At 60.4% G+C, this 21,021-nt stretch carries 6 protein-coding genes; 5 read left to right on the top strand and 1 reads right to left on the bottom strand.

All coding sequences use genetic code 11. The annotated features are described in order from the left end of the window. Nucleotides 1–9 precede the first annotated feature (9 nt). Complete coding sequence (locus BM194_RS12030; protein ID WP_092847082.1) at nucleotides 10–13,131, bottom strand: carbohydrate-binding protein; 13,122 nt, start codon at nucleotides 13,129–13,131, stop codon at nucleotides 10–12. Nucleotides 13,132–13,771: 640 nt separating this feature from the next. Between BM194_RS12030 and BM194_RS12025 the strand changes: the two genes are divergently transcribed. The 5 genes from BM194_RS12025 (at nucleotide 13,772) to BM194_RS12005 (ending at nucleotide 20,999) form a co-directional block, all read left to right on the top strand. Continuing rightward, nucleotides 13,772–15,562: a type I secretion system permease/ATPase gene (locus tag BM194_RS12025; RefSeq protein WP_092847080.1), complete on the top strand. Its 1,791-nt coding sequence runs from the start codon at nucleotides 13,772–13,774 to the stop codon at nucleotides 15,560–15,562. Continuing rightward, on the top strand, nucleotides 15,559–16,914 hold the full coding sequence (locus tag BM194_RS12020) for an HlyD family type I secretion periplasmic adaptor subunit (RefSeq protein WP_092847078.1): 1,356 nt from the start codon (nucleotides 15,559–15,561) through the stop codon (nucleotides 16,912–16,914). The genes BM194_RS12025 and BM194_RS12020 overlap by 4 nt, the downstream gene beginning before the upstream one ends. Continuing rightward, nucleotides 16,914–18,377, top strand: a complete 1,464-nt coding sequence (locus BM194_RS12015; protein ID WP_092847076.1) for a TolC family protein — start codon at nucleotides 16,914–16,916, stop codon at nucleotides 18,375–18,377. Before BM194_RS12020 ends, BM194_RS12015 begins: the two co-directional genes overlap by 1 nt. Before the next feature lie 81 nt (nucleotides 18,378–18,458). Beyond that, nucleotides 18,459–19,076, top strand: coding sequence for a DsbA family oxidoreductase (locus BM194_RS12010; protein ID WP_177223401.1), 618 nt, complete (start codon nucleotides 18,459–18,461; stop codon nucleotides 19,074–19,076). Nucleotides 19,077–19,187: 111 nt separating this feature from the next. Continuing rightward, nucleotides 19,188–20,999: an assimilatory sulfite reductase (NADPH) flavoprotein subunit gene (locus BM194_RS12005; RefSeq protein WP_092847072.1), complete on the top strand. Its 1,812-nt coding sequence runs from the start codon at nucleotides 19,188–19,190 to the stop codon at nucleotides 20,997–20,999. The last annotated feature ends 22 nt before the right edge of the window (nucleotides 21,000–21,021 follow it).

Here is a 21,021-nt window from a genome sequence, read left to right as displayed (position 1 = left end):
CTGTCGCGTTTACAGCAAGCTATCCCCCTGATCGTCCTGGGTGGTCCCGGCGACAACGACGTCCTCACTCATCGGCAACGTATCGTCATCGCTGCTGTCGACTGCATTGTCCTCCTCGGCAAGCAGCGTATCGAACCCGACAAGCGTGGCGGTCTGCAGCGTGGACGATGATTGTGGCTCGAGGAGCAGCGATTGCAGGTCCATGGAGCCACCATTGAAGGTCAGACGCAGTACCTGTTCACCGGCCTGCAGGTCGAGCGCCAGGGTTCCGGTCGAGACATAGTTGCCCCAGGCACCGGAGTTGGGTACCTCCAGCGGTGCCGATTGCGCATAGAACGTGCCATCCTGTTCCATCGATGCAGTGATCGAACGTCCGTTATGTGGCGTAGCCGTCACAAACGACAGGTTGTACGTTCCCGCCTGCTCGACATCGACGGTGTACTCGACCCATTCGCCATTGGCGATCCAGCCGATGGCCTCGCCATCGCCAACGATATCCACGCTGCCATCGCGGAAAGCCACTCCGCTCTGGACACTGTCGCTGTCCGAATAGGCCTCGCCCGCGTCACCGTCATCGAACCAGGCGGCGTTCAGCGACAAGCCATCGGCATCGACCAGCCAAGGCGTTTGTGTCTCGTTGAACGGTGTCTGCCCATCATCGACCTGTTCTTCGCGCACTAGCGTCAACGACTGAATATCCATCAGGTCCTGCGCTGTTTCACCATTGAAGGTCAGGCGCAGCGTCTGCACACCCGCCTGCAACTCGAGCGCCAATGCCTCGGTCGGTCCGGGATTGCTCCAGGACCCGGTATTGGGCACCGCGAGCGGCGACGAGGTGGTGTAGAAACTGCCATCCTGCTCCAGCGCAGCGGTGATGGTGACTCCGTTCGTCGGTGTCGAGGCGACGAAGGAGAGGTAGTAGACACCGGCCTGTTCGACCTCGATGGTATATTCCACCCACTCGCCATCATCGACCCACCCGATGGCCGAGCCATTGCCGACGATATCCACGCCGCCCTCGCGATAGCTGCTGCCCATCTGCTCGGCCTCGGTGTCGCTGTAGGAAACGCCCTCCCCGCCGACATCGAAAGCCGCTGCCTGCAAGGTGATGCCATCGCCGACAGCCCATGGCGTACCGGATTCGTTGAACGGTGTCTGTCCATCGTCGCCATCCGGTACCCCGGCTACGGTGAGCGTGAACCCGCTCTCGACGCTGGCCTCGCCATCCGAGGCGGTGACCAGAATGTCGAAGCTGCCCGCCACGCTGGGCACACCGCTGATGACGCCCGCCGAGGACATCGACAGACCGGCCGGCAGGCCACTGGCGGTGTAGGTCAATGCATCGCCATCGGCATCGTCGAAGGCATCCGACGGGATGGTGAACGAGAAAGCCTGGTCCTCGGTCGCCGTCAGATCGTCCAGTCCGCCATCGACCACCGGGGCGGTATTGGTCGCCACCGGCGCGAGGCTGAACGATGCCAGGTCCTGCGAGCCGCCGTTGAAGGTCAGGCGCACCACCTGAACCCCGGCTTCCAGCTCGACCTGGATGCTGTCGGTCTGCTGGAAGTTGCTCCAGTTGCCGGTGTAGTCGACCGCTACCGGCGTGGCCGTGGTGTAGGTGCCGTCGCCCTGGGCAAAGGATGCCGTGATCGAGCGGGCACTACCGCCCTGGCTACCTAGTGCCGAGAGGAACGACAGCTCATAGGTGCCGGCCTGAGTGACGTTGATGGTGTATTCCACCCACTCGCCGTTCTCGACCCAGCCGATGGCGGTGCCGTTGCCGACGATATCCACGCCCTCGCCACGATAGTCGCTACCCAGTTGGGTTTCGCTGCTGTCGTTGTAGGCCACACCCTGACCGCCTTCGTCATAGTCGGCCGCCTGGAGCGTCAGCCCATCGCCATCGACGACCCACGGTGTCCCGCTGTCGTTGTAGGCGCCCTGCGTATCCGGCTCCTCGGGCGTGTCATCGTCGAGGAAATTGGGAATGCCGTCGCCGTCGGCATCGTCGTAGATATCGACACGTCCGTTGCCATCGGCGTCCTCGGCACCGCTGGGATCATAGGTCTGGACGTTCTCGACCAGGAAGATGTTGTCGTTGTAGTCGTAGTTCACCCCCGCGTAGTCCTGGATCACGATATAGGTATTCGGGATCACGTTGCCGTCGGCATCCTTGGCCACGTACACCCGAATCAGATGCCCGTCGTTTTCTTCCCAGTTGAGGTTGGTACCCGGCGTGCCGATCTCATCGATGGTGTCCTCGTAGAGGTTGGCATCGGGATCGGACCAGGAAATATAGCCCTGGCGCCCGCTGATCTCCGCAAAGAAGCCAAACGGGGCATCCCTGTCGAGCGTCGTGGTGGTCAGGGCATCGCCGCCATTGAGCGTTCGCGGCAGCAGCGTCTGGCCATCCTGCTCATCGTGGGCCAGGATCTCGTCGATATCGCGGCTGTCGACGTCATGGATGAACAGCCGGGCGATGTCCCCCTGAGTGTGGTACGCCGCCAATTGCGTGATCTTGATCGGCGAGGCGCCATCGGCCCGCTGGAAGTAAGGCGACAGGATTTCATCGCCATTGGCTTCCACCAGCCCTCCCTGGTTCATCTCTCCCTGCGCCACGTCAGTCGAGAACCCGAAGGCATTGACGATTTCCTGTACCGTCGGTTCCTGGCCGTTTTCCGATTGTCCCTGGGCGATACCGGCCAGTTGGATGATCTTCTGCCCTTCGTCGCCATCGTTGGAATGAATGATCAGGGACGACTCGTAGAGTGTGCCATCATTCGAGTCCTGGCCGATGAAACGGACCGTGACGTCGAGTGAACTTCCTGGGGCGACCACCAGGTCGGTGGTATTGCCCACGATCTCGAACAGCGAGGGATCGGCGATTTCGAGCTGGCTGATCTCCAGGTTGGCGAACCCGTCATTGGTGATGGTGAATGTGACTTCGTCGTGCACCTCCTGACTGCTGTTCGCGGGGTTCTCGATACGGCTCATCACCAGGCGGTCGTCCGACGGTACGCCATCCAGGTTCGTGATCGATATCTCGCCACCGGATGCCGGCGCAATACCCTCGATGACGAACATGTTGTCGTTGTAGTCGTAGTTGATGCCGGTGTAATCCATGATTCCCAGGTAGGTGTTGGGAATCACGTTGCCGTTGGCATCCAGCGCCTGGAACATGCGCACCGTGTAGCCCCGCTCGATGCCCTCGGCATCGTCGGGCACATCGCCGCCACCCGACGGGTTGAGCGACGGATCGGTGGATAGCCCGGCCACCTCGATGCCGAACATGTCGTTGCCGATCCAGCTATCGGGGATCTGATCACGGGTGAAGGTCGCCGTCGCAAACTGGCCGCTGCTGGTAATCGGCAGAATCGACTGGTTGTTGTCGCCCGCATGGTTCGACAACGTGATGTCCTGATCCTTGTTCTGCGGGTTATGGATGCCCAGCGTGGCGCCGCCATTGCCATGGAAGGCAGCCAGTTGGGTGATCTTCGCCGACTCGTAACCTTCGGCGATTGTCCAGTAGCGCGACAGCACTTCGTCGTCGTTGACCGGCCGATAGAGGTCATAGTCGTTGAGCACCGAGTTCTCACCACCTCCCACCGTGGTCAACCCTGCGATCCGGTTACCGAAGCCGAAGACCTCCCATACCTCATTGACGTTGGGTTCCCAGCCGCCTTCGTCACGCGCCTGCCAGAAACCGGCCAGATGCACCTCGGCGACCGGCGTATCGGCATCGTTTGTGACCAGGCGAAGTACGCCCTCGAAGACCCCGTCGCCGGCATCGGTGGTCGGCGCCGTATAGGCATCGCGGTCGAACAGCACCGTCACCTCGATGGATTCTCCTGCCGCCAGAGTCAGGCCATCGAAGATATCCGGCACGGCAAGCTCGAATGGACCATCGATATCCACATCGATCACTGACAGTTCACTGCTGCCGGTGTTGCTGATGACGACCGTCCCGCTCTCCTTGTAGTCGCGATCGGGATTCGAGGCGCTGTCATTCTCCAGGTAGTTGAACTGGATGCGATTGGCGTAGTAAGCCGCATCGCCGGTCTGGATGCCGATGTCTGCATCGGGATCGCCCGGTGCCGGCGAAATATCGAGATAATCGATATCGTCAGCCCCATCCGCCTCGGATACCACGCGCAGGTGGTAGGACACCCCTGCCACGAGTTCGACGTAGGACGACTCCTCGCCGACATCGCCGACGCCCGGGAACATCATCTCATCCAAGGGCTGGCCATTGAGCAGCAGCGTCAACTGGCCGCCGTCGGTGGCATCGGCATTGGCTGCCAGGTCGAGCTTGTAGGCGCCATCCGCCGCCACGGTGAAGTAGAAGTCCGCCGTTCTTTCGTTGACCGCACGCGCCGTGTCACCGCTTTCCAGCTCGATGCGCCCGCTGCCGTCGATGTCGGCATAGGTCGGTTCGAAGTTGTCGCTCGGCGTATCCGCGACACGCAGCAGGTCGATGTTCGGCCCGTTGGCGTCGGGCGCGGTCACCGTGACGGTGTTGCTGCCGGCCTGCAGCGTGACCGTGGTGGTCTGGTAATACCAGTCGTCCTCGGCCTCGTTGCTCTGGCCGGGGAAGTTGACCACTTCGATTGCGTTACCGTTGATGCTCAACTCCAGCGGACGGTCTGCCTTGCTGGTCGCCAGGGCATAGCGGAAGGCGATCTCGTAGGTGCCTGCCTCGGCCACGTCGACGCTCCAGGTGATGGTCTGGTCGCCACTGCCGGTGAAGTCGACGAAACCGTCACCGGACGCGTTGCGGTCGTCCTCGCTCGTCGTCACGACCACGGCACCGTCGAGTTCGGCACTTTCCGCCTCGTACTCGGTATAACCGGGCGTGGTGTCTTGCGGTTCCTGAAGTATTTCCAGTTGGTCGATATTGGGGCCGGTGTTGTCGGTCGCCTGGAAGCGTACCGTGTTCAACCCGGAAACCAGGTCCGCCGGTATGTCCAGCGTCAGCCATTCGCTCCACGCATCGTCCCCGGTCACGCCGGTCGGCGGCGCAAAGGCGAAGATACCTACGCTGACATTGTTGACGAACACCTCCAGGGGACGATCTGCCGTGCTGCCATTGGCGTAGCGCACGCGCAGTACCGAGTCGCCGGCCTGGGCACCGCTCAGCTCGAAGCTGAAGGTCAGGAAGTCGGCATTGGTGGCACCGAAGTCGGCATAACCGCCCAGCACGCCGTCGGTATTGTCGGTATTGCCATCATTGCCGTAGGCGCCCGGACGCAAGCCATTGGGCAAGCCTGCGGTGGTTTCGGGATTGTCAGCGTCGCGGATCTGGATTTCCGCACCGCTGCCGTCGGCGATGGTGACCGAGGTGCCATCATTGGGGGTGTCATCCTCGGCCTGGATGACCAGTAGCGACACTAGGTCGTCCGTCGGTTCTTCGGGATCGACCGGATCTTCTGGGTCGGTGATAACGCCGCCCGGGGCCGGGTCGAGACGTACGATCTGGCTTTCGCCATTGCTGCGATTCAGCGTCAGCAGATAGAGCTGCCCGGTGACCGGGTTCTCGATGATGTCCAGCGGATCGATATACCTGATCACGTTGCCGTTGACATCACGCAGTACGTCATCGCCCACGATGTTGCCGTTGGCATCCAAGGTGATCGAGCGAATGTCGTCGCCACCGGAGTACTCGGTGAACAGCACGTTGCCCTGCAGGTTGCCGCCGAATACGCCACTGGTGTACTCGGTCGCGCCATTGGGCGAACGGTTCTCGCCCAGCGAGTAGGCCCCCTCGAGATCGTAGGTCGCTTCCGGGTCGGTGCCGGCCGGGTAGTCACCAACTTCGTTGGGATCGCTGCCCGAGGTCGGGTTGCCACCGTTGAGGATATACTCGTCGCGCAACGGATTGGGATGGCCGTAGTAGCCGCCCTCCTCGACCTTGAACAGATAGTCGTCCTGCTTACTGACATTGGTGTGCAGTTCGTTTTCCGGTGTATCCGGATTATCCGGCACACTGCCGCCCGCTGCCGAGCCGTTGGTGGGCACGTAAAGCTGGCCATTGGAATGCCAGACCAGGTCGTAGGCGTTGCGAACCCCGGTGGCAAAGATCTTGACCACGGCATCTTCGGCAAACGGATCGTAGAAGGTCTCGATGACGTTGCCATCCTGGTCCTCGACGGTCGCCGTGCCATTCTCGGCGAATACCAGGAACTTGCCGTCGCCCATGGCGATCGGGTCGGCCTTGAAGTCGCTGCCATCGTCATCGGTATAACGGCGATTGAAACCGTCGTCCGGCAGCGGCTCGGTCGCCACGTTGAAACCGCCTTGCGGTGCGTCCCTGGTCGGGTCGATTTCCAGTACCGTGGCGTTCAGCAGGCGCTCGGGCCGGTTACCCCAGGCGCTGTCCGGCTCTCCCATGGCCGAGTTCGAGCCCTGGACGAGATAGAGCAGATGCGTCGGCACATCCGGGTTGGTGGCAGCGTCGTAATCCGGGTTGGGCCGAAACTCGAGGCTATTGGTCACGTGGTCGCCATTGGAACGTGGCAGGCCAGTGACATAGGTCTCGGCCGTGGCCGTGAACGCATCACCCTCATCGATGGTGATCTTGCTGATGCGGCCACTGAAATCCGGTACGCCGTTGTCACGCCCCGATAATGGGATGGGATAGTTGTCCGTCACCCAGAGCACGTTGGGGTCGTTGGGGTCGAAGGTCAGACCAATGATGCCGCGAGGCCCCGCCGCATCGCCCTGGAAGTAATCCAGTCTTAGCGTCTGGCCATTGGAGAGCGCCCCCGTCTGAGGATCGACGTCATAGCGCTTGATCTCGCCCCCCATGGTGGCGACATACATTGTCGTGCCGTCGGGTGACAACTCCAGCGAAGTGAAGCCGAAGGCACCATCGCTGGCACCGTTGAGTTCGACGATGTCATTGAAAGCCACTTCACGAGCGACGACTTCCGGCGCCTCGCCGGTCACGAACGTGGAGGTGAATTTCTGGAACTCACGGGTCGGTGCGCTGGTGTCATCGTTTTCGCCACGGTCCTGGAATCCTTCGATCACCAGGGTATAGCTGGTGAACTCCTTCAGGCCGCCGGTCGGCGAGATCGTCAGCGAGTCGAACCCGCCTGTGGTATTGGCATTGAACGAGACTTCCTGACCGGTCACGGTCTCGAACAGGCGGATCGAGCCGTCTTCCAGACTCTCGAGCAAGGCCCCGCCACGTCCATCGACCACGGAAATGCCCAGGAAGATATCGGATGTCGGGTCCACACCGGTTGGCGCACTTCCGTCTGCCGGATCGAGGTCAACCTCGACCTCGTTCTCGCCCACCCCGGCGATGGCTCGCGGATCGGTGAAGAATGCGTAGTCTTCAGGGGCTTCGCGGGCATCGTCTGGCGTCAGGTCGGGCAACGCCTGGATTTCGATGTACTGGATTTCGGTGTTCTCGTTATCCAGCCCAATCGAGTCGAGCGTCAGGCGACCATCGGTCACCTGCACGATGCGGGTTACCAGATCCGACCGGAAGCCATCGGTGTCGTCGGACGGATTGCTGTCCGCAGGGAAGTCATCCGGTCGGAACGGCGTAAACGGATCGTTGAACAGCTCGCCTTCGGCATTGAGCACATTGCGGCTGTCATAAGGCCCAGACGTGTCGCCGATCGACACGGTCACCTCGTAGTAGCCTTCCTCCAGCTCGATTTCCCAGCCGGCACGCTCGTAGCCGGAGGCCGGCTGGTCGAAGTGAGCATACGTACCCTGGCGAGGATCGAGGCCGGTGATCTCGTCGGTGCGATCGTTTACCGCCACGCTGGTCTGGTCGTTGATGGCCATCGGCGTGGTCCCGTTCTCGGTACCGTCGGCGATCGATGCCTCGCTAACCCAGCCGTACTGGTAGGTCTGGCCACCAACGTCCACCGACTGCTCGCCAAAGGCCAGCCCCGTATCGGCGACATACCCTTCCGGCGTTGCGAACCCTTCCGGCTGGAAGTTGATCTTGACCTTGAAGCGCTCGCCCGGCTCGACGAACGGCGGCTCCTCGGGCTGCTCCGTTCCTTCCCGGCTGACTGACAGCCTGTCGATGTTGGGACCGGCATTGCCCACATTTTCCAGGCGGATGGTATTGCTGCCCGCTTCGAGCTGGACTTCGATGGTCGCCTCGGTCCAGTTTTGCCAACCGGCATCGCCGGCGCCCGTATTCGAAAATGCCATCTGGCCCTGCGATGTACCATCGACCAGAATGCTCATTGGCCGGTCAGCCCCGCTGCCATCGGCATTGGCGTAACGCACTGTCAAGGTATAGGTGCCTGCCTCATCGACCGTGACATCGAAGAATGCGGCATCGCCCGCTTCGCCGCCCATATCCAGGTAACCGGTCCCGCTGTAGCCGTCCCAGAGGCCATCGGCGCCAGCACCGGTATTGGTTTCCGGATTGCTAGCATCGCGTACCACGGTGTCCGGCGTCGGCTCGCTGTCGTCGATGGTCAGTGCCTCGCCCTCGATCTCGTAAAGGAAAGGCGCTGTCGTCTCGCCGATGGTCACTTCGCTGGTTGCACTGGCCTCGTTGCCGACGGCATCGGTGACGATGAGAGTGGCCACGACTGTCCCATTGAGACCACTCATGTCGACGGTAAACGAACCGTCGGCCGCCGGGGTGACCGGTATGCGCGTGGCGCCGTCATCGAAACTGATCTCGACTGTCTGGATGTCGGCATCCAGTCCGGTGACGGTGAAACCGGCCGTCGCTGCCTGCGCCGGGTCAAGGGCCGCAGCATCACTGACCAGTGTCAAATTGCCATCGATGTCTGCCGAGGTATCCGTGCCAATGGGACCGCTACCCGCCGTCGTGACTTCGATACGATCGATGTTCGGACCGGTGGTCGCTCCCTGGGGAATCGCCAGGGACAGGCTGTTACTGCCTGCCTCGAGCGTCACGGTAATGGTCTCGAACGCCCAGTGATCGAAGCCCTCTTCCTCGCCACTACCATCGGGGTCGGTACTGGCGAACGGCAAGGCGGCGATAGCGGCGCCGTTGATGGCCAGGTCCAGCGGTCGACCGGTATTGCTGGCATAGCGAACATTCAGGTCATAACTGCCGGCCTCGGCGACAGTCACCTCGAACGTCACTGCATCTCCAGCGGTATCGCCGAAATCGAGGTAGCCGGTGCCCGAGTAATCCGGACGCAGGCCACTGAAACCACTACCCACCTCCGGGTTGTCTGCATCGCGGATGGTCGTGACGGTAGCGTTCGCACCGTCATCGAGTATCGTCAGTGTGGCGTCTTCGGCCTGCAACACGATCGGCGTGAAAGCCGCCTCATCCGTGTCGGTGACCGTGATCTGCAGCGACTTGGTATCTTCGAGGGCGCCGTCGGTGGCTGTCACATCGACTTCATAGACATTGTCACCATCGGCATCCCCAGCCGTCTCGAAATCAGGCGCTGCGACGAAGGCCAGTTGTCCGGTGGCCGGGTCAATGGTGAAAAGTGACGCATCTGCGCCGCCGGTAATGGCGTAGGCAGGCGCCACCAGGCCGGTCGCGCCACCATCCTCGTCGACGACAGGAATGGCTCCCACTGCCGTCAGCCCTTCCGCAAGGGAGAATGTGGTCTGTTCGATCGAGAGCGTCTCGTTGATATCGGCGACGCTCACGACGACATCCTGCGATATGGTGTTCTCGCCATCGCTTACCGAGACAGTGATTTCGTAGACGCCATCGGCATCGCCGTCAGCAGGATTTTCGGCGTCGGGTGCCGACACGAAGGCTAGCGTGCCACTGGCCGGGTCGAAACTGAACAATGCCGCATCTGTGCCCTCTATGGTCACGCTCAGGGGATCGTTTTCGGCATCGCTCAGGCTCAGTGAAGCGACCAAGGAAGTGTTTTCATCCACGGCGATGGCTGCATCCAGGCCTGCCATGACCGGTGCCTCATTGATCGGCTCTTCGACACGCGTGAAAAGCAGCCGGTCGATACGCATCAATTCGCCGGACTCGCCCTGCGCCGTCAACGTGGCCAGCGTGTCGGCATCGACATAGATCACGGTTTCGAAATCGATCTGCTTGAGGTTTCCGGCCTGCCCGGCAGTACCCCGCGCCGCGTTATTCAGGAAGGTTCCGTAGTCGTCATTCAACACGACGCTGTCACTGAGCGTATCGGTCGTCGTGTTGCGTGCCTGCAGCAGCGTTTCACCGATCTGCAGCGACAGCGACCCCGCCCCGTCGGTTTCGTCGAAGGCGACAAGACTCACGGTGTACCAGCCGGGAACCACGCCGTTGTCGGCCAGTTGGGTGGTTACCTGGGTCGAGGTCGTGTTGCCAAGACGGATTATCTCATCGCCAGAGGCATCCGGGTTGCCGGTCGCGTAGAAATTGTCGACCTCGGTCAGCCCCGTGAAGTCTTCGGCCTCGACACTCAAGACATCGCCAATGTCGGGCCCGTCGATCTCGAACTGCAGTGTCAGGGTATCCGAAAGACCACCGGCATCCGTCGCACGGATCACGACCTCGAAGGAGCCAGCCTCGGTAGGCGTCCCGGTTATCACGCCTTCACCATCGACACTCAACCCGTCTGGCAGCCCTTCGGCACTCAGCGTCAGGCTATCCCCATCGGGATCGGTGAAATAGGACGCAAAGCTGGCCAGCTCGATTCCGTCAAAGAAGGCGCCTTGAGCGCCGAAATACGGTTCGAGTGCCACTTCTTCGGCGACCGGCGCTTCATTGACGTTGCTGACGGTAAGCTGGAACGTTGTCTCGGCAGAGGCGGATTGGGGGTCGGTTGCCGTTACGGTCACGCTATAGGTGCCCGGCTCGAGCCCGGTGAGATTGCCGCTCAACACGCCATCCTGAATGGCCAGGCCATCGAAGCCGCTGAGCAGAATGCCATCCTGAGTAATGGCGAATGAATACGTCAGGCTGTCGCCATCATCGTCGACGAAAGGCAGGTCGATCTCGAGAAGGGCATTCTCGTCGAGTTCCAGATCGGCAATGCCGCTGCCTACGACGCGCGGAGCCTGATTACCGGAGGAGTCATCGCCATCCTCGAGGAGTTGCACATTGGAGAATGCCGCCGAGCCCAGTTCGGCCGTGGCATCGTCATCGCTAATGAACACCAGCGAGTCGAGCGAGGTACCTGCATGCTCGCTCAAGTCGATGACGAAATGCAGCGTGCCATCACCATTGACGATACCGCTACCTCGCAGGTCAATGATGGCGCCCTGGCCCTGGGTACCGGCAAGCTGGTAGAGCGAGCGATCCCCGTCGAACGCGTTGTCGTTCAGGTCGAAGCCGATGGCCACGATTTCGGGGATACTCTCGCCCACCGTCAGGTCGAGCTCGATCCGGGTGTTCTCGGTCACCAGGTACGTCTGTGGCAGCGCGACTCGCTTCCAGAGGTTGTCGTTAAGCGACAGGGTCGCTCCGTCCTCTGTAATCTCGTAGCCCGGGCCGACCGGATTGTCCTGGGTCGTGGTATACGAGGAAATGTCCTGGTCGGCAAAGGTCACCGCCAACGGTCCGGTGGGCTCGGGAACCGGTTCCTCGGACTCCGCCACGTCGCCCACGGCAATCGAGAAGCTGCGGGTCACGGCGAGTTCATCGCTGTCCGTCGCCGTGACGCTGACCGTGACTGTCTGCTCCGATTCGAAATCCAGACTCACGCCTTCCTTCAGACGCAACATGCCACCATCGTCGACCTCGAAGCGGTCATCGTCGACGCTGAAGGTGTGTGTCGTGTCGTCGGCATCCTCGACGATCAATTGCCCGATCGCAGCACCTTGCATATTTTCCAGCACACTGGCGTTATCAAGGTTGATATCGCTGGGAGCGACCGGGTCCGCATCGACGAGCATCATTTCCACCTTGTCGATATTCGGCCCGTTCGTTCTTCCACCGAGGCGCAGCAGATTGTCTCCAGCCTCGAGATGGAAGCTCAGCGTCTCGGTGCTCCAACCCTCCCAGGACGAAGGTTCATCGGAGATTTGTACATTGGTGGGCAGGTCGCCGACATCATCCGGCAGGTAGACGGGAGCTGCAGTAGCTGCGAAACCAAACGTGCCTATGGCCGTTGCCTCGCTGCCTTGCACACTGACCAGGTCCAAAGGACGGTCCGTGGATCCGGCATAGGTCACGGTCATGGAATAGGTGCCTGCAACCGGCGCCTGATAAGTGAACTCGGCATAGGCATCGGCGTTTCCGTAGGCCCAATCGAGGTAGCTGGCACCTTCGGCACCAACACGGAAAGTGTCGTCGATCAACGCGATATTCTCGCTCGTGATCGGGCGGTTGGTATCGGTTCCTTCAGGCGTATAGTTCGGTGCCGACGAGAGGAGCATATCCTCGCCCTGGATCACCACGTGCCCCTGGGCCGGCTGGCGCACCTCCAGATAATCGACATTGGGGCCACTGATCCCGTTGGAGGTAAACGTGATCGTGTTGCTGCCCGCCTGTAGATTCACGAGAATCGTGCGTTCGCCAAACTCGGAAAAATCGGTGTTATCCGCGGTGTACGTGGTACTCGTCAGGTCGAACATGCGATCCACGAGCTGGTCGTTGATGTCCAGCCGGAGCGGACGGTTACGCTCACTGCCGTCGTTGTTCTGGCTCAGCGCATAGCGCAGACTCAGTTCATAAGTCCCGGCCTCGGCCACCTCGACATTGAACGCGATGCTCTCGCCTGAAGGCTCGCCATAGTCGACATAAGCACCTTCATCGGCATTGATCGCGTTGGGATCGTCTCCCCCCACAGAGGTAATCGTCGTTCCCGTCAACTGGGCATCTTCCGCCTGGTAACGTAGCGGAGCCATGGCTCCATCAGCGATTTCGGGTCCATCGGCAAGGGTCAGCCCGATCTGTTCGCTTGCGCCCTCCAGGACGTCTCCGTTTTTGTTCAAGGGCTCGACCAGCAAGGAGGCCGGACCGTGAACCCAGGCAGACGGTGCGGGAAAAAGGAAGGGAGCTTCGCTATCGGGCTGCGCCATGACAGTTCCATTGGCATCGATGAATGTCAATCGAAGACTGGCTACCGATAAAGGGTCGATGCCAGCATTGGCATCGGGGATCACACGAAACGCAACGCTTCCATAGGCACTGGTATCCAGCCACGTTCCCTCATTGATACCACTCAGCAACGCCCCAGTCTGCGCATCCACCAAGGAGATAGAATACATTGTGCGACTCCTAGTCTTTTATACTTTTACTCACCACTGCCCTGATAGCGCTGCATTACATCCAGCCTCGCCACCACGCTTTTCCATGCTCGTTCTTTTGCACCCAATTACATCCAAAGAAAACTTGGACGCAGTATCAAACTAGCGCCAGCCAAAGCTTAAACAAGGCTTAACAATCTCAACCAAGCACTTGTAATTTCTTTAAAAAAGCTATGGAAAAAATTCTAATTAAAAAATAAGTCATTATTTTCTATAGAAAAAAATGGGTGATCGAAAACCTTCGCTGACACACCATCCAGTAACAAAAAAACTCAGTTATTATCAAAAGCACACTATTGACTTTTAAAATAATTAAGTGACCATGCCTTTTAGATTAAAATTGTCATCAAGATAACCGGTGAAAACTCATTAGTCTCTAATTTTATATTCTCATTCTCCAAGCACCCGGCTTAACAAATCTGAATATAAGTTTCTGAAAAACATGAAAATTATTAGAAAAACAATACCTTGCTCATATGTATTTCACTAATGCACAGCTCTGCAAAAATAACGTTACTTAAATTACTCTTCTTTACACGAAGCCAAGGGCAGCCACGCCCTGAGAGTTCATTGACAAGACAACAATCGAGTGAGCACATCCATGGCCAGGCGTAGCGAAGAGACAGACTTGCAAATCGCGCTGAAGGCCTGCAGAGGGGCTTTCCTTTCAGCGGCTTTTTTCAGCATGTTCATCAACCTATTGATGTTGGTACCGCCTCTCTACATGCTTCAAGTCTATGACCGGGTCATTACATCGCGCAGTCAGGAAACCCTGCTGATGCTGACCTTGGTCGTTCTTTTCTTGTTCATCGTCATGGGAGGGCTCGAGTTCATACGCTCACGCATTCTGGTACGCGTTGGCAATCGTCTAGACATGCAGGTCAATCAGCGACTCTATAGTGCGATGTTCAAGAAGAGCGTGGCTATGCCTGGGAAAGCGTCAGCCCAACCACTCAACGACTTGAGCAGCCTGCGCCAATTCCTGACGGGCAATGGCCTGTTCGCTTTCTTCGATGCACCCTGGATCCCGGTTTATCTCGGCGTGCTTTTCCTGTTTCACCCTTGGTTTGGTTACTTTGCGTTGGCTGCGGGTGTGGTGCTGTTCCTGCTCGCGTTATTGAACGAAAAAAGCACGAAGGATCTACTGGCCGAGGCCAATAGCGAACATGTCCAATCCCAGGATCTCGCCAACAGCAACCTGCGCAATGCCGAGGTTCTACATGCCATGGGAATGCTGCCGGGCATCATGGGCCGCTGGGCTGCCAAGCATCATGAATACCTTGTCCACCAGTCGCATGCTAGTGACCGGGCCGGCACGTTGACCAATCTCTCCAAGACACTACGCCTGCTGTTCCAGTCAATGATCCTCGGCCTCGGTGCCTATCTGGTGCTGGAGGGAAGTTTGACGCCTGGCATGATGATTGCCGGTTCGATCATCATGGGACGCGCCCTGGCACCCATAGACCAGATGATCGGCGGATGGAAGGGATTCGTCGGCGCACGTACCGCTCACGGCCGGCTCAATGACCTGCTGTCGCTCGTCCCGGCAGAGCCGCAGCGCATGCCGCTACCGGCTCCCTCCGGCCGTCTGGCTCTCGAATCGGTATCGGCCGCTCCGCCAGGCGAGCGCTTCGTGACCCTGCGCGGCATCGACATGACAATCGGCAAAGGTGAGCACATTGGCATTGTCGGCCCCAGTGCGGCTGGCAAGTCTTCGCTCGCCCGGGTCATCCTGGGCATCTGGCCCGCCCAGGTGGGTCATGTCCGGCTCGATGGCGCCGAGATCGGCCAGTGGAGCCGGGAAGCGCTGGGGCCCTACCTGGGTTACCTGCCCCAGGACATCGAACTATTCGATGGCACCATCAGCGAGAATATTGCCCGCTTTGGCGAGGTCGATCCGGAAAAGGTAGTCAGGGCGGCACGCAAGGCTGGCGTACATGAGATGATCCTGCGCCAGCCCAACGGTTACGACACCTACCTCAGCGGCGGGGGCGGCGCCCTTTCCTGCGGCCAGCGGCAACGGATCGGCCTGGCCCGTGCCCTGTATGGCGACCCGGTCCTTATCGTGCTCGACGAGCCAAACGCCAATCTGGACGATGCCGGAGAACATGCCTTGGCCGAATGCATGCAACGGCTCAAGGACGATGGCACGACCGTCTTCGTCATCAGCCATCGTCCCGCCATTCTCAAGCGCGTCGACCGCATCCTGGTGCTCAAGGAGGGCCAGATCAGCCTGTTTGCTTCCCCGGAAGAGATTGCTGCACAGACGGGCCACCCCGTCCGCGGCATCGCCAGCGCCAATCCAGCGGCTGGCCAGAAGCTGGCATCGATTCGTCCCAGGGCCCGAGGCAAGACCGCCACGGCCCCAGCCTCCGAGGAGCCCAAGCCATGAGCCATAATGATTACCTGCCTGGCGAGGCGACGATCAAGCACGATGCTGCCGATACCGCCAGCCGCTTGCCGACGAACGAGCGCCCCTATCGACGCCTTGGCATGGCGATGCTTGTAGCGGCCTTTGGTGGATTCGGAGGCTGGGCCCTGACTGCCGACCTGGCTGTCGCGGTCGTCGCCCCCGGCACGGTGTCCGTCGAAAGCTACAAGAAGACAGTACAGCATCTGGAGGGCGGCATCGTCGAGCGGCTTGCAGTAGAGGATGGCGACCATGTCGATGCCGGCGATGTCCTCCTGATCCTCGATGACACCCAGGCGCGTGCCAAGCTGGACATTGCCCGTGCAGAATATTACATCGCGCGTGCCAATGAACTGCGCCTGCTTGCCGAACAGGCCGGCAACGCAGAATTGGCCTTCCCTGCGGACTTGCTTGAAGCCGATTCGCCCCGGGTTCAGGCGGTGCTGAACGTTCAGCATCGCCTGTTCCAGGCGCGACGTGAGTCACTACAGGGCACATTGGCCGCCCTGGATGAGCAGGTCGTGCAGATGCAGGAGCAGATTGCCGGCCTGCAATCGACAAGCCAGGTCAACCGCTCACGCATTCATTCGCTATCCGGCGAGGCCAGCGACTATCGCTCGCTGTTCAAGGAGGGCCTGGGCAACAATCAGCGCCTGCGCGAACTCGAGCGCCAGATCATGCAATACCAGGGCGAAAACGCCCAGCACAGTGCCGAAATCGCACGCCTCAAGTCGCAGATCAGCGAGAATGGCCTGCAGAAGGAGATTCGCCTGCAGGAGTTTCAGCAGGAAGTGGGCGAACAGCTTCGCGACGTTCAGGCCCGGGTGGCCGACGCCGAGGAGAGAATCACCGCGCTGAGCGATCAGGTACGGCGCACCCAGGTGGTGGCCCCGGTCTCGGGCACGGTGGTCGGCATGCAGATACACACCTTGGGGGCTGTCATTCGTCCGGGTGATCCACTCATGGACATCGTGCCGGCAAGTGAAGACTTCGTTGTTCAGGCGCGCGTGCCCGACCGCGACATCGACAACATCTATATCGGTCAACACGCCGAAATTCGCTTCAGCGCCTTCAACCAGCGCCTCTCCAATGTCATTCAGGGCGAGGTCGTGCACGTCTCCGCCGACAGTTTCGAAGACGAAGCCACCCAGGCGCACTACTACAAGGCGCGTATCCGTGTGACCGAGCATGGCCAGACAGACATGACGGAAACCATGCAATTGCTGGCCGGCATGCCTGCCGAGGTCATGATCCGAACCGGGGAGCGGACCTTTGCCAGCTACGTGGCCAAACCCTTCACTGACATGCTGGCTCGGGCGATGCGGGAGGAATGATGCAACACGCAACAGGTAAACTCTTCCTCCTGCTGGGTCTGCTGTCAATCGGCAACGTCGTGCAGGCACAACTGCCAGGTTCGGATCCTCTCGGGCTGGGCATTGCCCCGGCCAGTGATGCCCTCGACGAGATCGATAGCCAGGCCGGCCTGCCGTCACTGACGCGCCTGTTCGCGCTGGCCCTGGAAAATGACAGTGAACTGATGCGCCAGCGCTACGAGAGCCAGGCCACGGGACAGGAAGTGCCCATGGCGCGTGCTGCCCTGCGCCCCCAGATAGAGGCGAGTGCCTCCGCCATCTACCAGCGCGCCGACAATATCTATACGCAGAATCCCGAGGATTATCCTGCCGAGGTCTACGATGACCGGATCTCGGGGACCACCAATGACACGCTATGGCGTATCGATGTCACGCAACCGCTGTTCAGCCTGGAGCGCTGGCGTAGCGTCGACAAGGCATTGGCACAGGCCGATGCTGCGGACCTTCGCATTGTCGTGGCCGAGAGAAATCTCGCGCTTTCGCTCGTTGATGCCTATCTCAACGCCTATCTCGCCTCGCGAAAGCTGGGCCTGCTCGATGCCAAGCGCGAGGCACTCAACCTGCAACGCCGCCAGGCACAGCGCGCCTATGACCTGGGCATTGGCGATCGAATCAACCTGCTGGAAGCCCAGTCCCGGCTCGACCAGGCGGTTGCCGACCAGGTCAAGGCCGAAAACGAGCTGGCCAATGCCCTCAGTGACCTGGAACGACTGACCGGCCGCCTCCCCGACTTCCGCGGTTCTGCGCTCGGCGGCATCGAGCCCGTGACGCTGGAACATGAATGGGAAAACACCCAGCAATGGCTCTCTCGAGTGGATGACAATGCCGAAGTCCGCCTTGCCAACCAGCTGTATCAGGTCGCCCAGTTGGATACCGGAGTGCGCCGCGCCGGACATTATCCCGAACTCAACCTGACGGTGGGCTACCGCGACCTGAACAGCAGTGACGAGTTGCGGTCCAGTGAGGATGTGACTGCCAGCCTGGAGCTCGACATACCTATTTACCGTGGCGGCTATACCTCGGCAAGCATCCGCCAAGGCGAGCTGGTGGCGCTGGCCAGCCGCGAAGCATTGACCAACGAACGGCGCCTGGCCCGTCAGGAAGTGCGCAAGCGCCTGCGCAGTCTGCAGGGCAACGCCCGGCAGCTCGAGGCACTGTCACGCTCCATCGAGTCCAGCCTGCTGTTCCTGGAAGCCGCCATTCGTGGCGAGAACCTGGGCCTGCGCGATCTCGTCGATGTCCTCGATGCCCGCGCCGAACTCTACGACCTGCGTATCCAGTTCGTCGAGGTGCTGTGCCAGTACCTGGGCGACAAAACCTACCTGGAGGCAGCCACGGGCGCCCTGGACACCGCGGATCTCGTTGCCATCACTGCCCGGCTTCGCGAGGTCAGCCAAGCCCCCGAGTCATCGAGCGGAGCCTGAGCGGCGCCCGGTTCACGACTCGCCCTTCCTCCCGGCATGGCCTACGCTAGCTGGGACTCTAGGGAAGGAGCACGACGGACCATGACCCATTCTCAGGCCCCGCTGACGCTGGTCGTCTGGAGCGACTACGTCTGCCCATTCTGTTACCTCGAGGTTCCTGAGCTGGATGCCCTTGCCGATCGCTTCGGTCCGCAGCTAAGCATCAAGTGGCGGGCCTTCGAACTACGCCCGGCCCCGGTACCGACACTCGACCCCGACGGCGATTATCTGCACGATATCTGGGCGCGGGCGGTCTATCCCATGGCACGCGAACGTGACATGACATTACGCTTGCCTCGCCTTCAGCCGCGTAGCCGGCTGGCTCACGAGGCGGCCAAGTGGGCCATGGATCATGCGGCCTTTTCGACATTGCACCATGAGCTGTTCCGAGGTTTCTTCGAAGATAGCCTGGACCTGGCCAGCCCCGACGCGTTGCTCGACACCGCCCGGCGCCTAGGGCTTGACGAAGGCTCCCTGAGCCGCCATCTGGCCGAAGGGCGTTACCGAGACGCCGTGCTGAAAGATCAGCAGGACGCCAGCTACTGGGGGCTCAATGGTGTTCCAGCCATGTTGTTGCTCCGCGAGGGGGAAGCCCTAGACAGCATTCAGGGCGCCCAGTCGCGCGACCATCTCATCCAGACCGTAGCACGCTTTATTTAGCGACTTCTTGTGCTCATGCTTTTTTTGCATAGAAACATGGTCATTTATAATTTTTAACACTTGGCATGAGGCACTAGCCTAGTCAGCTACCTGACCGAGAGGAGCCTACCAATGTCACAAGGTCCCCTGCTCGAGACCAACAGTCCTCTCAGCGCTGACCAGGCACGGCGCCTGAACGAGGCCTTGGCGGGATTGAATGCAGACCAGATGACATGGCTGAGCGGTTACCTCGCCGGGCTAGGTGCACGGCAAACCGCTGCAGTCCCACCGGCGCAGTCCGAAATGCCATCGTCCGCGCCTGAAATCGTCGTGCTTTACGGCAGCCAGACCGGCAATGCGGAAGGTGTCGCCGAGCATGCCGTCGAACGCGCCAAGGCACGCGGCTTTGCGGTTCGCCTGGCCGATATGGCGGACTTCGGCAAGAAGGAATTCAAGGAGCCGCTCAACCTGATGGTGGTGGTCAGCACGCAGGGTGATGGTGACCCGCCCGATACCGCCGAAGGGTTCCATGAGTTCATGCATGGCCGCAAGGCGCCCAAGCTTGACGAGCGCACCCGCTTTTCCGTGCTGGCACTCGGTGACTCGAGTTACGAGCACTATTGCCAGACAGGCAAGGACTTCGATGCTCGCCTGGAAGCACTGGGTGCCAGTCGCTTGCATGAGCGGGTCGACTGCGACGTCGACTACGAGGAAGCTGCCGAGCGCTGGATCGAAGCGGTCCTCGACCGTTACGCCGAGCTGGGCGGTGGAACGAATCAGGCCGACCAGGAGCAACCCGTCACGGCGACAGCAAGTGCGTCCCAGCCATCGACCTATTCGAAGAAGAACCCGTTTCAAGCCGAGGTGCTCGAGTCGATCGTGCTCAATGGTCGCGGTTCGGACAAGGAAACCCACCATATAGAGCTATCCCTGGAAGGCTCGGGACTAAGCTATGAGCCGGGCGACGCCATCGGCATTGTGCCGCAGAACGATCCGGCTTATGTCGACGAATTGATCGACAGGCTACGCATGGATGCCGACTGCGACCTTGGTGATGGCCGATGCTTGCGCGATGCCCTGCTCACCGAGTATGAGGTAACGACGCTGACCCGGCCGTTTCTGGAGCACTGGGCCGATGTCACCGATGCCGCCGAACTACGCCGCCTGATGGATCAGGAATCACGCGACGAATTGCGCGATTGGGTCGAAGGTCGCCATATCATCGATGTGATCGAGCATTTCCCGGTCGAACAGATCGATGCCGAGACGTTTACCAAGGCCCTGCGCAAGCTGCCACCCCGGCTTTATTCCATCGCCTCGAGTTACCAGGCGGATCCTGACGAAGTGCATCTGACGGTGGGCATCGTGCGCTACGAGACTCACGGTCGTTCACGCGGCGGCGTCACCACGACCTATCTCGCCGATCGCGTCGAACCCGGTGACACCGTGCCCGTCTATGTGGACCGCAACAAGAACTTCAAGCTGCCGCAGAATGATGCGGCACCGATCATCATGGTGGGACCTGGCACCGGTATCGCCCCATTCCGCGCTTTTCTCCAGGAGCGCGAAGAACGCGGCGCACAGGGGCAGAATTGGCTGTTCTTCGGCGACCGTCGCTTCCGTGCCGACTTCCTGTACCAGTCAGAGCTGCTCGACTATCGCAGGAAAGGCTTGTTGAACCGCCTGGATGTCGCTTTCTCGCGCGACCAGACGGACAAGGTCTATGTCCAGCACCGCATGCGCGAGAATGCACAAGATCTCTACGCCTGGCTCCAGAATGGCGCGCATTTTTATGTATGCGGCGATGGCGAGCGCATGGCGGCTGACGTGCACCAGGCCCTGCTCGATATCGTTCGCGATCAGGGTGGCCTCGATGAGGAAGGCGCGGCGGAATACGTACGTGAACTTCAGCAGGCCAAACGTTATCAGCGCGACGTCTACTGATGTCGCCTCGTCCCGATCAAGA

The sequence above is a fragment of the Modicisalibacter xianhensis genome (assembly GCF_900113605.1).
GTDB classification, from domain to species: Bacteria; Pseudomonadota; Gammaproteobacteria; order Pseudomonadales; family Halomonadaceae; genus Modicisalibacter; species Modicisalibacter xianhensis.
Note: the sequence above shows the minus strand (reverse complement) of the source record. Positions and strands in the feature narration are given on the sequence as shown.

What these genes read in the sequence shown, in the direction of transcription:
- BM194_RS12030 (WP_092847082.1), bottom strand. Translation starts at nt 13,131, where the DNA reads ATGTATTCTATCTCCTTGGTGGATGCGCAGACTGGGGCGTTGCTGAGT.
- BM194_RS12025 (WP_092847080.1), top strand. Translation starts at nt 13,772, where the DNA reads ATGGCCAGGCGTAGCGAAGAGACAGACTTGCAAATCGCGCTGAAGGCC.
- BM194_RS12020 (WP_092847078.1), top strand. Translation starts at nt 15,559, where the DNA reads ATGAGCCATAATGATTACCTGCCTGGCGAGGCGACGATCAAGCACGAT.
- BM194_RS12015 (WP_092847076.1), top strand. Translation starts at nt 16,914, where the DNA reads ATGCAACACGCAACAGGTAAACTCTTCCTCCTGCTGGGTCTGCTGTCA.
- BM194_RS12010 (WP_177223401.1), top strand. Translation starts at nt 18,459, where the DNA reads ATGACCCATTCTCAGGCCCCGCTGACGCTGGTCGTCTGGAGCGACTAC.
- BM194_RS12005 (WP_092847072.1), top strand. Translation starts at nt 19,188, where the DNA reads ATGTCACAAGGTCCCCTGCTCGAGACCAACAGTCCTCTCAGCGCTGAC.